The organism is Lutibacter holmesii, from assembly GCF_042679665.1.
Classification (GTDB): Bacteria; Bacteroidota; Bacteroidia; order Flavobacteriales; family Flavobacteriaceae; genus Lutibacter; species Lutibacter holmesii.
Window position 1 is genome coordinate 69871 of sequence record NZ_JBHTMV010000001.1, and the last position, 15975, is coordinate 85845.

Below are 15975 nucleotides of genomic sequence, written 5' to 3' on the forward strand. Positions count from 1 at the left end.
ATGAGTGAATCAAATAATGTATCATTAGATAATTCAACCTTTTATAAATTTAGAAGGTTATATTTAATGGCATTTTTGTTAATTGCGGCATCAATATTTGTAGCTCAAATTTTAATTCAAAGGCATTTAAATTCTCAGTTAAACGATTCTCGAATTATCAATATTGCTGGGCGTCAACGTATGTTAAGTCAAAAGTTGGTGAAGGAATCGTTGTTCTTATTAGGCGCTACTAAAAGTGAGCATCTAAAAATAGTTGAGGTTATAAAAAAAAGTAACCAAACGTTTTTAGTGTCGCATCAAAATTTACAAAATGAATTAAGCGAATTGGCTGAGCTAACTAAAAGTAGCCCTGAATTAATAACATTGTTTAAAGAAATTGATTCAGATCATCAGCAAATTGTAAATTCTTGCAAAGCCATTGTTTATTTAATTACTGAAAGTCCTGGTACTGCACCTAAATCACTTCAAAAATACATTTCAAGTTTAAAAGAATCCGAAGGGCCTTTTTTAAATAAAATGAATGAAATTGTATTTAAATACGATGAAATTAGTCAGCAAAAAGTTAGAGAGTTAAAACAGAAAGAATATATTTTACTGGTTATTTCTCTTCTAATTTTATTGTTTGAAATGCTGTTTTTGTTTAAGCCAATTTCAATTCACATAAAAAATGTAATTAGAGATTTAATAGCTACAAGAAAAGAAGCGCAAGATAAAGCTCAAAAAATTGAAGAATTGTATATTGCAAAGGAAGCTTCATTACAAGAATTAAAAGGGCTTAATTATGCATTAGATAATGCAGCGTTGTTTGTAAGTGTTGCTCAAGACGGATCAATAGTTTATATGAGTAAAAAGTTTCAAACGCTATTGGGAATTGATACCGTTAAAGATGAAAAAGCTTATTTAGAAGAATTATTGTTGTTAGATGGAGAAGAGCAGCAAGCTGTAAAAGAGTTGTTAAAAGGTAAAAGAAGATCTATTTGGGTTGGTGAGTTAGAAATGGCAACCAAGAAAAATCAAAGTTTGTGGTTGGAAATGTCTATAATTCCAATGAATCAATTGAGAAATAACCAGCAGGTTTTAATTTTATGTACAGACATAACAAAACGAAAAGAGTCACAAAGTGAAATTGATATTTTAAATGAAGAGCGTTTTACAGAGCAAGTAAATCGTCAAAAAACACAAGCAAGTCAAATTGTTGAGGCGCAAGAAGAGGAGAGAAAGCGAATTGCAAAAGATATTCACGACGGCATTGGGCAAATGTTAACGGCTTTAAAATTTAATATAGAATCTATTAATGCTAAAAATGTTGAAGGAACAGCTGTTAAAGTAAGTAAACTAAAAGAATTGTTAGGGAATTTAATTAAAGAAGTGCGTGCAGTTACGTTTAATTTAACACCTCCTGAGTTGGTTGACTATGGTATTGTGCCTACAATTCAAAAACTAACAGAGCGTTTGGCTAGCTTTACTGGAAAAGAAATTTTCTTTGAAAATAAAACCGATTTTAAAGGTAGGTTTGACTCTTTGGTAGAAACCAATTTATATAGAGTTGTTCAAGAAGCTGTAAATAATTCATTAAAATATGCCGAAGCCAATTATATTTTGGTTTCAATTAGTCATTCCAATCAAGTTTTAAGCATTGTAATTGATGATGATGGGAAAGGTTTTGATGCAGAAAAATTATTAGCCGAAAAGAGTGAAGCCGGAATGGGATTGTTTTTTATGAAAGAACGAATAAGTTATGTGAATGGGCGAATTTTTATCAATTCTTCAAAAAATAATGGAACGCGTATTACAATTAATATAAACTTGTGAAATTCTTGAATATTATAGAACAGTTGTTTGTAATTCAAAAGAATATGCCGTTTATTTGCACAAAGTTCATAAACATACTTAATTAGTTATTAAGAAAGGCTGAGGGAATAGACCTGTTGAAGCCTTAGCAACCCTTTAAAGCTAAAGAAGGTGCTACGTTCTACCATTAAAATGGACAGATAACACCTACTTTTATAGTAATGCCACTTAATAACTTCCGACTGTTTATGTAAAAACAACAAAATGGAAGATATCCGAAATACATTAAAAAATAAAATCCTTGTTCTTGACGGAGCTATGGGAACTATGATTCAACAGTATAAATTTACTGAAGAAGATTATAGAGGTGAAAAATTTAAAGATTTCAATGTTTCAGTAAAAGGAAATAATGATATGCTTTCAATTACCCAACCTGAAGCTATTAAAACCATTCACGGGAAATATTTAGAAGCGGGAGCTGATATTATTGAAACCAATACATTTTCAAGTACAACCATTGCAATGGCTGATTATGAAATGGAAGATTATGTATATGAATTGAATTTTGAATCAGCTAAAATTGCCAAAGAAGTAGCTGATGAATACACGGCCAAAAATCCAAATAAACCTCGTTTTGTTGCTGGTTCAATTGGACCAACAAACCGTACGGCAAGTATGTCTCCAGATGTAAATGACCCAGGTTTTAGAGCGGTAACTTTTGACGATTTAAGAGTTGCATACAAACAGCAAGTTGAAGCGTTAATTGATGGTGGTGTTGATATATTGTTGGTTGAAACTGTTTTTGATACGTTAAATGCAAAAGCAGCCTTATTTGCTATTGAAGAAGTGAAATCTGAAAGAAATATAGATATTCCAATAATGTTAAGTGGAACAATTACAGATGCAAGTGGAAGAACCTTATCTGGTCAAACTGCAGAAGCATTTTTAATTTCAGTTTCACACATTCCTTTATTAACAGTTGGATTTAATTGTGCTTTAGGAGCAAAACAATTAACACCACATTTAGAAGTGTTATCTCAAAAAGCGGAGTTTGGAGTGTCTGCACATCCAAATGCAGGATTACCAAATGCTTTTGGTGAATACGATGAAACTCCAGATCAAATGGCTGGCCAAATAAAAGAATACTTAGAAAAAGGGTTGATAAATATTATTGGTGGATGTTGCGGAACAACTCCAGCACATATAAAAGCAATTGCAGAGGTGGCTGAAGATTTTGAGCCTCGTAAAGTTGATTCAAAAAATTAAATTTTCGTCATTCTGAACTTGATTCAGAATCTCATACTTATTAGAATGAATTCAGAAAAAAAATATTTAAAACTATCAGGACTTGAGCCTTTAGTAATTACTCCAGAAAGTAATTTTATAAATGTTGGAGAACGTACCAATGTTGCCGGTTCTCGTAAGTTTTTACGATTGATAAAAGAAGAGAAATTTGATGAAGCGCTAGCAATTGCTCGTCATCAAGTAGATGGTGGTGCGCAAATTATTGACATAAATATGGACGATGGTTTGCTAGATGGAAAAGAAGCAATGGTTCGTTTTATGAATTTAATTGCTGCTGAACCAGATATTGCTCGTGTGCCTATTATGGTAGATAGCTCTAAGTGGGATATTATTGAAGCTGGTTTACAAGTTGCGCAAGGTAAATGTGTAGTGAATTCTATTAGTTTAAAAGAAGGAGAAGCGCAGTTTATTGAGCATGCCAAAAAAATAAAAATGTACGGTGCAGCTGTTATTGTAATGGCTTTTGATGAAGTTGGGCAAGCTGATAACTATGATAGAAGAATAGAAATAGCAAAACGGTCGTACGATGTTTTGGTTGATAAAGTAGGTTTCCCTTCGGAAGATATAATTTTTGACTTAAATATATTTCCTGTTGCAACCGGAATGGAAGAGCACAGAAGAAATGCGATAGATTTTATTGAAGCTACTCGTTGGGTTCGCGAGAATTTGCCAAACGTTAATGTTAGTGGAGGTGTAAGTAATGTATCTTTTTCTTTTAGAGGAAACAATGCAGTACGTGAGGCAATGCATTCGGTATTTTTATATTATGCAATTAAAGCAGGTATGAATATTGGAATTGTAAATCCTGCCATGTTGGAAGTTTATGATGATATTCCAAAGGATTTATTAGAACATGTTGAAGATGTTATTTTAGATAGAAGAGAAGATGCTACCGAACGTTTATTAGATTTTGCCGAAAGTGTAGTAAGCACATCAAAAGAGCGTAAAGTTGATTTAAGTTGGAGGCAAAAACCATTGCAAGAGCGTATTACACATGCTTTAGTAAAAGGTTTAGATGAATATATTGTTGAAGATGTAGAAGAAGCAAGATTAGAAGCTTCAAAGCCAATAGAAGTTATTGAAGGTAACTTAATGATTGGGATGAATGTTGTTGGAGATTTATTTGGTTCAGGTAAAATGTTTTTACCACAGGTAGTGAAATCTGCTCGTGTTATGAAAAAAGCTGTTGCTTACTTGTTGCCTTTTATTGAATTAGACAAAGGAGGTGATAGTCAGTCAAACGGAAAAATTTTATTGGCAACTGTAAAAGGAGATGTGCACGATATTGGTAAAAATATTGTAGGTGTTGTGTTGGGTTGTAATAATTATGATGTAGTAGATTTAGGAGTAATGGTAGCTCCAGAAAAAATTATTCAAGCAGCAAAAGATGAAAATGTTGATGCTATTGGTTTAAGTGGTTTAATTACACCTAGTTTAGATGAAATGGTGTATTTAGCTAAGGAAATGGAGCGTCAAAATTTTGAAGTCCCTTTATTAATTGGAGGTGCAACAACTTCAAAAGCTCATACCGCCGTTAAAATAGATACGCAATATAAAAATGCTGTAGTTCACGTGCACGATGCATCAAGAGCTGTAACTGTGGTTGGAGATTTATTAAATAAAAGAACCAACCAAAAATATGTTGGCGATATTAAAGCTGATTATGTAAAAGTTCGTGAAGGTTTTGCAAACAGATCAAGTAAAAAAGAATATGTTTCTTTAGCTGATGCTCGTAAAAATAAATTCAACATAGATTGGGAAACGTCAATTATTACAAAACCTAATTTTGAAGGAATTCAGGTTTTTGAAGATTTTGATTTAACTAAATTAGTTGATTATATTGATTGGACACCATTTTTTAGAACTTGGGAATTGGCAGGAAGATATCCTGCAATTTTAAAAGATAAGGTTGTAGGTGAAGAAGCCACTAATTTGTTTAGTGATGCTAAACTGTTATTAGCTCAAATTTTAAATGAAAAACTGTTAACAGCAAAAGCTGTTTTTGGAATTTTCCCTGCAAATGCTATAAATGATGATATTGAAGTTTATGGTGATGCAAGTAGAGATGAGGTAACGGCAAAGTTTGTAACTTTACGTCAGCAATCTAAAAAGAAAGAAGGTATTGCAAATATTGCATTGGCTGATTTTGTTGCGCCAAAAGAAACAGGTGTTGAAGATTATGTGGGCGCTTTTTGTGTATCTACCGGTTTTGGTACAGCTGAATTAGCTGCTGAATATGAAAAAGATCACGATGATTATAATTCCATTATGATTAAAGCATTGGCAGATAGGTTGGCTGAGGCTTTTGCTGAATATTTACATGAAAAAGTACGTAAAGAATATTGGGGATATGCAGCTGAAGAGTTATTTACAAATCAAGATTTAATAAAAGAAGCGTACAAAGGTATTCGTCCGGCGCCAGGTTATCCTGCGTGTCCTGATCATACTGAGAAATTAACTATTTGGGAATTGTTAAGTGTAAAAGAGACTATTGGTGTTGAATTAACAGATAGTTTGGCAATGTGGCCAGCAGCATCGGTTTCTGGGTATTATTTTGGTAATGAAAATTCTAAATATTTTGGTTTAGGAAAAATTACTGAAGAGCAAGTGAAAGACTTTGCAATTAGAAAAAATATGGATTTAGAAACGGCTAAAAAGTGGTTAAATCCTAATTTAGCTGATTAATTAAAATTGGTCACTAAGCAAAATTGAAGCGAAAAAGCCAAAAGTTGCGTTAGCGATAGGAGTGACATCCTTTTTTGAAGCGAAGCGTAGAAAAAGATATAACGGATAGCGCGACCTGAAAGGGAACGCCCAAAGAAATAGAAATGAAAGTAACAGATCATATTAAGCAGGCAAACGGTAAAACATTATTTTCGTTTGAAATTGTACCGCCTCAAAAAGGACAAAATATTCAGGATTTATATAATAATGTAGATCCGTTAATGGAGTTTAAACCACCTTTTATAGATGTTACAACTTCTAGAGAAGAATATGTGTATATTAAGAAAGAGAACGGGTTGTTGGAGCAAAAAATGACACGTATGCGTCCTGGTACCGTAGGTATTTGTGCTGCTTTAAAATATAAATATGATGTAGATGCTATTCCGCATGTATTGTGTGGTGGTTTTACAAAAGAAGAAACAGAGTACGTATTGGTTGATTGTCATTATTTAGGTTTAGACAATATTGTGGCTTTGCGTGGAGATTCTATGAAACATGAACCTTATTTTAAGGCTACTGAAGGAGGGCACAATTTTGCATCAGAATTGGTTACCCAAATTAAAGAGTTGAATGAAGGTAAATATTTGCATAATATTATTGAAACAAATAATAAACCTGATTTTTGTATTGGTGTAGCAGGATACCCAGAAAAGCATTTAGAAGCACCTAGTTTAGAGGCAGATTTACGCAGGTTAAAACAAAAAGTTGATGCGGGTGCAGATTATGTGGTAACGCAAATGTTTTTTGACAACGCAAAATATTTTGAATTTGTAGAAAAGGCAAGAAGTATTGGAATTACAGTGCCAATTATACCAGGTATAAAACCGGTAGCAGTAAAAAGACATCAACAAATTTTGCCTCAAGTTTTTAGGTTAGATATGCCAGAAGCTTTAATTTCATCTATTGAAAGTTGTTCAAATAATAAGCAAGTTCGTCAGGTTGGAATAGAATGGGCAATTCAACAATCAAAAGAATTGATTGAAAAAGGTGCGCCGGTTGTACATTTTTATTCAATGGGAAAATCAGATAATATTAAAGCAATTGCAAAAGAAGTTTTTTAATTTCTGATAAAAATCAGTTTTTTTAATAGTTTTATAAAGAAAAGTAATAAATGTTGAATTGTATTGGTGAAATAATTATGTATTTTTGCCAAGAATAAATTGAGTAATTAATTAAAAAAATATATTATGGCATTAGAAGTAACAGATGCAACTTTTGAAGAGATAGTTTTAAAATCTGATAAGCCAGTAATGGTTGATTTTTGGGCAGCTTGGTGTGGACCTTGTAGAATGGTTGCTCCTATAATGGATCAATTAACTGAAGAGTTTGAAGGAAAAGCAGTTATAGCAAAAGTAGACGTTGATGCAAATCAAGAATTTGCAGCTAAATACGGAGTTAGAAATATTCCAACAGTATTAGTGTTTAAAGATGGAGAGCAAGTTGAAAAACAAGTAGGTGTAGCTCCAAAAGCAACTTATGCACAAAAAATTGAAGCACATTTATAAAATGTAATTCAAAATAATTATAGAAGGCTCGACAATTTTGTCGAGCCTTTTCTATTTATACACTATATTTACTTTTGAAAAGAAAATAGTTATGGAGAATTTAAACGTAAAACATCTTTCAGAACTAAACAGCCTTGAATTGTTAGCGAATCAAGTTGTTGAAGGATTTATTACGGGTATGCATAAAAGTCCGTTTCACGGCTTTTCAGTTGAATTTGCTGAACATAGATTATATAATGAAGGTGAAAGTACTAGGCATATTGATTGGAAGTTATTTGCTAAAACAAAGAAGTTATTTGTTAAGAATTATGAAGAAGAAACAAATTTACGTTGTTATTTGATAGTAGATAATTCAGCATCAATGCATTATCCAATTATAAAAAACTCCACATTAGATAATTTGTCAAAAATTGATTTTTCGGTGGTTGCATCGGCAGCACTAATGGAAATACTAAAACGACAGCGAGATGCTGTAGGGTTGAGTATTTATAGCAATGCTGTTGATTATTATGCGCCTGCAAAAGGAAGCGATAGACACAGAAGAATGTTATTGGCTAAATTAGAAGAACTGTTAAAAACAAACTCAAAGGAAGTTACAGGAACTTATAAGGTATTGCACGAAATATCAGAAAAGGTGCATAAAAGATCTCTTATTTTTTTATTTACAGATATGTTTCAGGCTGATAAAAATGAAGCTGAATTGTTTGAAGCCCTGCAACACTTAAAATATAACAATCATGAGGTAGTTTTGTTTCATACTTTTGATGGAAAACTTGAATATAATTTTGATTTTGAAAATACACCAAAGAAATTTGTAGATGTTGAAACTGGAGATGAAATTAATCTATACGCCTCTTCTGTCCAGGAAAAGTATACGGCTGAAGTTCAAAAATATTTTAATGAGTTGAAATTGAAGTGTATGCAATACAAAATTGATTATGTACCAGTAGATATTCATAAAGGATTTGATCAAGTACTAACTTCATATTTAACAAGTAGAAAAAAAAGATTGTAATTTTTTTTAAAAAGCTTTGTAGTTATAAAAAACCCGCTTATATTTGCATCCGCTAAGAGCAACGGTCTGGTAGTTCAGCTGGTTAGAATACCTGCCTGTCACGCAGGGGGTCGCGGGTTCGAGTCCCGTCCAGACCGCAAAAAGCATCTCATTTGAGATGCTTTTTTTATTTTATATAACTCTTGGATTTCAATTTTAAAGCAGTCAATAAGATTAATGTGTTGGTTTAGTTTAACATTTGAAATTAATACTACATCTAGAATAAAATAAGAATTTTATAACTTATGAACCCAATACTTTTAACAAGGTATGGGAGTTACTGAAGTTTGGAATGAGATACTTATATTTTTAGAAATTTTAAGGTTTTATAATTTCCAGATTCATGCATTATTAATATTATATAAATTCCATTTTCTTTTGGTAGTTGGTTACTTGTTAATTCTGTAATATAAGTGGTTTCTGAAATTAAAATATTTTCAGAATGAATAATTCTTCCAAGTAAATCTGTAATAGTTAGTTTATTTTTTCCTACCATTTTTGATGGAAATACAATGTTTAATTTTTTGTTGACAGGGTTTGGGAATAAATTAAGAGTCTCAATATTTAATATTGGGTCGTCCACATTTACGTAGTTAGTTTTATTTTTTGAGGTCTTTGCTAAAGAATTGCTTGGTTCACCATAAATAAATATTTCATTTATGGAAGCAAAAACATTATCGTACATAGAAAAGCGCAAATATCGGGTTGAAAGAGCTACATTATGTATGTTCCAGGTATTGAAATTATTGCAAGGGTCAACAAAAAGAGTTGTCCAATTTGTTCCATCTCTATATGCTACGTTAAAGTTGTATGAGTTATGCATATCATGTAAATTTATTTTTGATATGTTGTAAGTCTCTTGTAAATCTACAATTACGTGATAAGCAGTATCGCTCATAGTATAATTTGGTTTCCATGATATACTTGTTGGTTGTTCTAAAGATTCTGTATATAAATGTTGCTCATCAAATAAAAATGACGGAGAATTTACACTGCCGCCTTCAACAAGATCTGTAATCATATTTGAAGTTATTATTAAATGTTCTTTACCAACAATTTCTTCTATTTCAAAAGCATTAAAAATTGGAGAACCATATATAATTATTTCATTTACTGCTGCATATGGGCTCTTTATCATAGCTAAGCGCAAGTAGCGTGTTGTAATATTTGTAATATGTTTTGTCCAGGAATTATAGGTGTCTAAGGGATCAACAAATAGTGTAGTCCAGTTTAGTGGTTCGCCGTATTCAACTATAAAATCTTGTGTATTGTTCATGTCATGAAGGTTAATTTCAGAAATAGAATATTCTTTACCTAAATCTATGATGGTATAATATGGGGCATTTTCATTGGTGTAATACGGTTTCCAAGAGTTGCTAGTTGCCTCTTTACCTGTTTCAATATCAATATTTTGTTCATCAAAAAGTAGTAATGGAGAATTTATACTGCCTCCTTTAACCAAATCAGAAACCATATCAGGACTTATTATAATTTGATTATCTGTAGTTATTTCAGCTAGGTGTCCGTAAATAAATATTTCATTTACAGCAGCATATACATTGTCATACATAGAAAATCGAAGATATCTTGTTGTGATATCTGTTTCATTTTTACTCCAGGTGTTATAAGTGTCACAGGGATCAATAAATAACTTGAACCAATTTGAATCTTTTACATATTCAATAGTAAAATTAAAGGCTGCTTCCATATCATGTAAATCTATCTCAGAAATATAATATTCAGCACCTAAATCTAAAACTGCATGGTAGGATGTATTATTCATTTTTGTAGCTGGCTTCCACGAAGAACTAGTTGGGTGAGCATTAGTTTCAATGTCTGTTTCTTGTTCATCGAATAAAAATAACGGTGAATTAATACTTCCTTCGCTAACTAAATCGGTAATCATATCAGCGGTAATTGTAATTTGTTTTGAAGCTGTTTCAAAATACTCTGGACCGCCAGGTGCACCCATATTTTGATAGGTAATTGGGTTGGAGCTAGTAAGCGAATAGTCATTATTATTGGGGTCTGTAAATTCTATTTCCTGGATGTTTTCTAGGTTGTTGTTTGTTACTGTGATATTATTAGAATTACCAGATTCATTTAGGAAAAAAGTAATATCAGTGTCATAGCTATTGTTTTTAGCAGTTATATAATTATTTTGATTGTAATTTTTAATAATTTGATTTCCGCTAATATTTTTAAAATAATTTTGATTGAAATTAAGTGGTGTTAATGTGTCACTTACTGTGCGGTCATCAATAAAAATCCCTGTTGTGGAAGCAATGTAGTTGTTGGTAAACGTAGAATTACCTCTTCCAAGTGCTATAATACCATTAGATGGGGCATTTATAAGTATATTATTATAAGCATTTACAACACTATTATCTCCTATTTGAAGTATGTTAGTGTGAGCATAAAGATTTTCTAAACCAGCATTTAAAAGTGTATTATTAAAAATTTCTACGTCTTCTACCATATTTGCAATTTGTATAGATTCTCTTAGAGTATTCCGTACAATATTGTTGTAAATTTTCACATGTTTAAATATCATACCAGGTGTTTTAGTTTCACCTAAATACATTCCTTCAGAAACATTTTCAATAAAGCAATCGTGAATTACTAGGTTCTCAAATATTGGGTATGGATATGGAGGGTTACCGTTAAAATCTTTTTTAGCATAAATACCAAAAAAGCCATCGTGGCTTATTTTTATAAATTCGGCTTCACAATTAGAACTTAATTCAGTAAAAGCTAGTCCGCATTCATCTGCAGCTAATTTAAAACCATATTTGTAATTAGAGTGACCAGCACCACTAATTTTAATATAGTTACAGTTTTCAAAAACTATTGCTCCCCAGCTATAGTTATTTAGGTTTTCAATTTTAACTTGTCCACCTTTATTGATAATTACAATTGGTTCATTTTCATTTCCATTTATTAATTCAAATTTTATGGGTTTTGTTCTGGCTGATGAAATAAAGATGGTGTCTCCGCCATTAATTGCGTTACCAAGTATTTCTTCATTTATTTTATAAGGATCGTTGTCATTAATTATGAAGTTTTGATTTTGTGAATTTGCCAATAGACAAATTAATAGGGTGAAAATAAATAAGTAGTTCTTTTTCATAATAGGGGTTATTATAAATATTAAGAATTAGTAATTTAATAATTTTTTATAAATAATACGTATTTATCTTATAATTAAGTTTTAGTAAAAGGTCTGTGGTAGTTTCACATAAAATGTAAAGCTATATTAATAATGGTTAGTTAGTTATTCAAAGTTTGTTGCAATAGTTTTTCTTAATTTTAATATTATAAGTTTTAGGGATAATGGTTTAAATTTATTTTGAAAATAATAGTGTTAGTTTCATTGAATTTTATATATTTGCATCCGCTAAGAGCAACGGTCTGGTAGTTCAGCTGGTTAGAATACCTGCCTGTCACGCAGGGGGTCGCGGGTTCGAGTCCCGTCCAGACCGCAAAAAGCATCTCAATTGAGATGCTTTTTTTATTTATAACATTAAATGTTGTGTTTTGGAGCTTTTTTATTTGTAGGTCTACCAAAACTTTAATAAAAAGAAAAGCCAGAGAATAAAATTCTCTGGCTTTTTTAAAATTGTTAGTGTTATATAGAAGTTTATTTATCTTCTGTTACTTCAACTATTTCATACATATTCTTTCCATCTACTTCAATAGGTTGGTAATAAGTGTCACCAAATTGAACATAAGTAATATCTCCAATTTTTACTTCTTCACCTCCTTCAGGTAAATTTGGAACAATTGTACCGGCTGTTGCAGGAACTACTGTATAGCCTTCATCAGATTTTGAATAAAATGCACCTGCGTAATAATAGTTATTGGTTGTTTCATTTACGGCGACCTTCTCGGTTTCCTTAGGTAGTGTTTGTACCGTTGCGCCAACTGGAGCTTGCACTACGGTATAGCCTCCATTTGATGAAACATAGTAAACACCTGAGTCGTAATGGTATTTTTGATTTTCAATACTTATAATAATTGCTGTAGTTGCTAAAGTAGCTACAAAGTAACCCCACGGGTGCCAAACAGGTCCCCAATAGAAAGGACGGTAAGGGTGGTAATAATAAGGTCTATGACAGTAATAACGGTGTCCACCATACACATGCGGTGGTCTTGTATAGCGTCTTGGGCTAGCATTTACTCTTGTGTTATTTCTGTTTATGTTTATATTTTTACTATTGTCAATATTTATATTTCGTTTGCTATTGTCAATTTTGTTACCGCTATTTTTAATATTATTGGTCTTTTTATTTGTATTGCGGTTGTTGGTAATTTTATTATTATTTGTGGTTCTATTTGTAGTTCTGTTAGTTGTACCTCTATTTACAGTTTTTTTACTTGTAGAAGGGCGAGAAATTGTTTTATTGTGCCCACCGTTTATAGATCTGTTATTTGAAATTCTAGATGTTGATTGTCTAGATGTTGTAGGTCTAGAAGTTGTAGGTCTATGCGTAGTTGTTGGTCTAGACATTGTTCTTCCACCTCCTCCTCGAGAAACGGAATGCCCCATTCTTTGGGCGTTAACTCCAAAAGGAATTACTACCATTAATGAGAACAAAAAGATGATTGACTTTATATTTGTTAAGATATTATTTGGTATCATAATTATATAATTGAATTTTCAAGTTAGTTTATTTTTTCTTAGCAAGTATTTTTATTTCTTTGGCGCTTTCTGGTGGTGTAAATTCAAAAATAGATTCAGGAATTTTTGGGTTTGCCTGCCAATTGTTAAAGGTGCCTTGGTATTGTAAATTATTATTGTTTTTATAAATAATTAAATATCTTTTTGGTAATCTATAAGCATTATTTGAAATCCAATACTGCACAATCATTTTATCATTTTCAGCTTTAATATGGAAGCAGTCTTCATTTTCAATTTTATTTTGTCCTATGTACTGAATGCTATCAAAGTCACTTAATAAGTCATCTGTAAATGCTGGGTAGAAAAAATCTGCTGCAGGAAATTGAATACCATAATCAAAATGAAGAGTATCAATAGCAGCAATTGTATTGTCTGGTGCATCAATTATACCGTAGTTGTTTTCAGTATATGAATAGTAAGCAATTTGTTCTCCATTGTACCAAAATCCTTTTTTACCTTTGCTTCCTTCAATACGTGATAACATTTTATTAGGTCCTGAAAAAATAACTGTAGCTTTTAAGTTATTTGTTACTAAGCCAAAATCTGGATCTTCTTTATCATAAGAGCTAGATAGTTCAAAAGAACAAGATTCTAATTCTCCAATAACATCATTCATATGATCTAAAATAAGAATGGCAGTTGGGTCAATTTTTTTTGTTTGAGCAGTAATACATACAGAAAATATCAATGCAAAAAATAAAGAGTAATTTTTCATTTAATTTTATATTTATTAATTTAATTAGAGTTCAATTTTTTTGAATTGGAATCACTTTTATAAAGCTTATAAAAATCGAGTAGCAATTTAAAAGTGTCACAATAACAAATTTACTAAAAAACTATGAATTAATTACTTTTAATTAATGGATTGCGCGTTATTAGTAGTTAAAAGTAAAATTGATTAAAATTTGTGTATTTTAATTAGTTGCAAAAATGCAAAAAGCACCATTTTAACTTTCGTTAAAAATAGTGCTTCATAGCTATGTTATTGGGGTAAATGTAATTTAAATATTGTTTTTTAATTACTATAGTTTTTTACAAATTCATCAAATGGCATAGGCTTTAAATTTCTAGCTTCGTAATGAGCTAAATATGTTTGGTAATTTCTTTTAGCAAATTTTATAATTGCATCTGAGGAGCAATACTCATAAATAGATCTTGATTTCATAATGGGAAAATTTGGGGTTAAGTATTATTTATAGTAATAAATGCGTTTTAAATTCACTTTAAAATTATCAAATAGTAGCCATATTAAAAAATTAAACTACCTTTTACATTGCTTATTTAGTTATTTGTATGGTAAACACTTTTATTTTGAGGGATAAACCCTACCGGTAAGTGTTTAGGCTGTTTTTTTGTCTTAAAAGAATGTTATATTATTTAAGAAAAGATAGAATCAGTAAGTATAAAAATAGAAAATAGATATTAATTGGTTATTTTCGCGTAGCGTTTTAAATGAAACATTATATGAAAGGAATCATTTTAGCTGGTGGATCTGGATCACGGTTGTATCCAATCACCAAAGGAACTTCAAAGCAATTGTTAGCTGTGTATGATAAGCCTATGATTTATTATCCTCTTTCAGTTTTAATGTTGTCTGGAATAACAGAGATTTTAATAATTTCTACTCCTGAAGATTTGCCAAATTTTAAAAAATTATTGGGAACAGGAAAAGAAATTGGAATGCAATTTTCTTATAAAGAACAACCTTCACCTGATGGTTTAGCACAAGCTTTTATTTTAGGTGAAGATTTTATAGGAGATGATGATGTTTGTTTGATTTTAGGAGATAATATTTTTTACGGAGCAGGTATTGAAACTTTATTAAGTGATGCCGTGAAAACCGTTTGTGAAGATAAAAAAGCTGCTATTTTTGGATATTATGTTCAAGATCCAAAAAGATATGGAGTGGTTGAATTTGATGAAAATAGAAATGTATTGAGTATTGAAGAAAAACCTAAATCTCCAAAAAGTAATTATGCTGTTGTAGGTTTATATTTTTACCCAAATAATGTAATTAATCTAGCCAAAACAATTGAGCCAAGTGATAGAGGTGAATTAGAAATTACAACGGTAAATCAAACGTATCTTTCAAAAAATCTTTTAAAAACAAAACTAATGGGGCGCGGTTACGCTTGGTTAGATACGGGTACGCAAGACTCTTTGTTAGAGGCTTCCAATTTTATCCAAACTATTGAAAAAAGGCAAGGATTAAAAGTTGCTTGTATTGAAGAAATTGCTTTTGAAAAAGGATATATTTCAAAAAGTGAATTGTCAAAATTAGCTAAAGAGTATCAAAATAATGAATATGGTGCTTATTTAAATAGAATAGTAAACTCAAAATAAAAGTATTGAAATTTATAAAAACTAGTATACCAGATATTATTTTATGTAAACCAACTGTATTAAATGATGCACGCGGTTATTTTTTTGAAACATTTAGAAAAGATGAATTAGAACACTTTTTGGCCGAAAAAATAGATTTTTGTCAGGATAATGAATCAAAATCTGTAAAAGGTGTTTTACGCGGATTACATTATCAATTACCTCCTTTTGCTCAAACAAAAATGGTACGTGTAATTAAAGGTTCTGTGTTAGATATTGCCGTTGATATTCGAAAAAGTTCTCCAACATTTGGCAAGTATGTTGCAATTGAATTAAGTGAAGAAAATAAGTATCAATTATTTATTCCGCCTGGTTTTGCACACGGTTATGTAGTATTGTCTGAGGAAGCTATTTTTAGTTATAAAGTTGATAATTATTATGATAAAGCTTCTGAAAGAGGTATTTTGTTTTCTGATGATTTTTTGCAAATAGATTGGGAATTTCCATTAAATGAAATAATTATTTCAGAAAAAGATAAGGTTCAACCTACTATTCAAAATGCAGATTTGTTCCAATAATTTTAATTGAAGAAA

Annotated in this window: 12 protein-coding genes, 2 tRNA genes and 1 riboswitch; of the genes, 10 read left to right on the forward strand and 4 right to left on the reverse strand. The window is 31.0% G+C overall.

Annotation, left to right across the window (positions count from 1 at the left end):
* The 7 genes from ACFQ5N_RS00295 (at position 1) to ACFQ5N_RS00325 (ending at position 8477) form a co-directional block, all read left to right on the forward strand.
* Complete coding sequence (locus tag ACFQ5N_RS00295) at positions 1–1812, forward strand: sensor histidine kinase (protein ID WP_386806780.1); 1812 nt, start codon at positions 1–3, stop codon at positions 1810–1812.
* 83 nt (positions 1813–1895) lie between these two features.
* Positions 1896–1998, forward strand: a riboswitch (SAM riboswitch).
* Positions 1999–2055: 57 nt separating this feature from the next.
* Positions 2056–3057, forward strand: coding sequence for a homocysteine S-methyltransferase family protein (locus ACFQ5N_RS00300; protein WP_386806782.1), 1002 nt, complete (start codon positions 2056–2058; stop codon positions 3055–3057).
* 45 nt (positions 3058–3102) lie between these two features.
* Entirely contained in the window at positions 3103–5781 is a 2679-nt protein-coding gene (metH, locus tag ACFQ5N_RS00305) for a methionine synthase (RefSeq protein ID WP_386806784.1), read from the forward strand.
* A gap of 143 nt (positions 5782–5924) precedes the next feature.
* Complete coding sequence (gene metF / locus ACFQ5N_RS00310; RefSeq protein WP_386806785.1) at positions 5925–6881, forward strand: methylenetetrahydrofolate reductase [NAD(P)H]; 957 nt, start codon at positions 5925–5927, stop codon at positions 6879–6881.
* A 126-nt stretch (positions 6882–7007) separates the two neighbouring features.
* Positions 7008–7325, forward strand: a complete 318-nt coding sequence (trxA, locus tag ACFQ5N_RS00315; protein ID WP_386806787.1) for a thioredoxin — start codon at positions 7008–7010, stop codon at positions 7323–7325.
* Between the two features lie 91 nt (positions 7326–7416).
* A complete protein-coding gene (locus ACFQ5N_RS00320) occupies positions 7417–8340 on the forward strand; it encodes a DUF58 domain-containing protein (RefSeq protein ID WP_386806788.1) in 924 nt (307 codons plus the stop codon).
* Between the two features lie 63 nt (positions 8341–8403).
* Positions 8404–8477: transfer RNA gene (locus tag ACFQ5N_RS00325), tRNA-Asp, on the forward strand.
* A gap of 203 nt (positions 8478–8680) precedes the next feature.
* Here ACFQ5N_RS00325 and ACFQ5N_RS00330 read toward each other — a convergent pair.
* A complete protein-coding gene (locus tag ACFQ5N_RS00330) occupies positions 8681–11509 on the reverse strand; it encodes a T9SS type A sorting domain-containing protein (RefSeq protein ID WP_386806789.1) in 2829 nt (942 codons plus the stop codon).
* Positions 11510–11787: 278 nt separating this feature from the next.
* On the opposite strand from ACFQ5N_RS00330, the gene ACFQ5N_RS00335 reads away from it, so the two are divergent.
* Positions 11788–11861: transfer RNA gene (locus tag ACFQ5N_RS00335), tRNA-Asp, on the forward strand.
* Positions 11862–12019: 158 nt separating this feature from the next.
* On the opposite strand, the gene ACFQ5N_RS00340 is transcribed toward ACFQ5N_RS00335, so the two are convergent.
* From ACFQ5N_RS00340 to ACFQ5N_RS00350, 3 genes are all read right to left on the reverse strand, one after another.
* Positions 12020–13021 (reverse strand): DUF6515 family protein, encoded by a 1002-nt coding sequence (locus ACFQ5N_RS00340; RefSeq protein WP_386806790.1) that lies wholly within the window; start codon positions 13019–13021, stop codon positions 12020–12022.
* Positions 13022–13049: 28 nt separating this feature from the next.
* Positions 13050–13775 (reverse strand): DUF2092 domain-containing protein, encoded by a 726-nt coding sequence (locus ACFQ5N_RS00345; RefSeq protein ID WP_386806791.1) that lies wholly within the window; start codon positions 13773–13775, stop codon positions 13050–13052.
* 300 nt (positions 13776–14075) lie between these two features.
* Positions 14076–14225, reverse strand: coding sequence for a hypothetical protein (locus tag ACFQ5N_RS00350; RefSeq protein ID WP_386806792.1), 150 nt, complete (start codon positions 14223–14225; stop codon positions 14076–14078).
* Between the two features lie 299 nt (positions 14226–14524).
* Between ACFQ5N_RS00350 and rfbA the strand changes: the two genes are divergently transcribed.
* Entirely contained in the window at positions 14525–15403 is an 879-nt protein-coding gene (gene rfbA / locus ACFQ5N_RS00355) for a glucose-1-phosphate thymidylyltransferase RfbA (RefSeq protein WP_386806793.1), read from the forward strand.
* 5 nt (positions 15404–15408) lie between these two features.
* Positions 15409–15960: a dTDP-4-dehydrorhamnose 3,5-epimerase gene (gene rfbC / locus ACFQ5N_RS00360; RefSeq protein WP_386806795.1), complete on the forward strand. Its 552-nt coding sequence runs from the start codon at positions 15409–15411 to the stop codon at positions 15958–15960.
* Positions 15961–15975 lie beyond the last annotated feature (15 nt).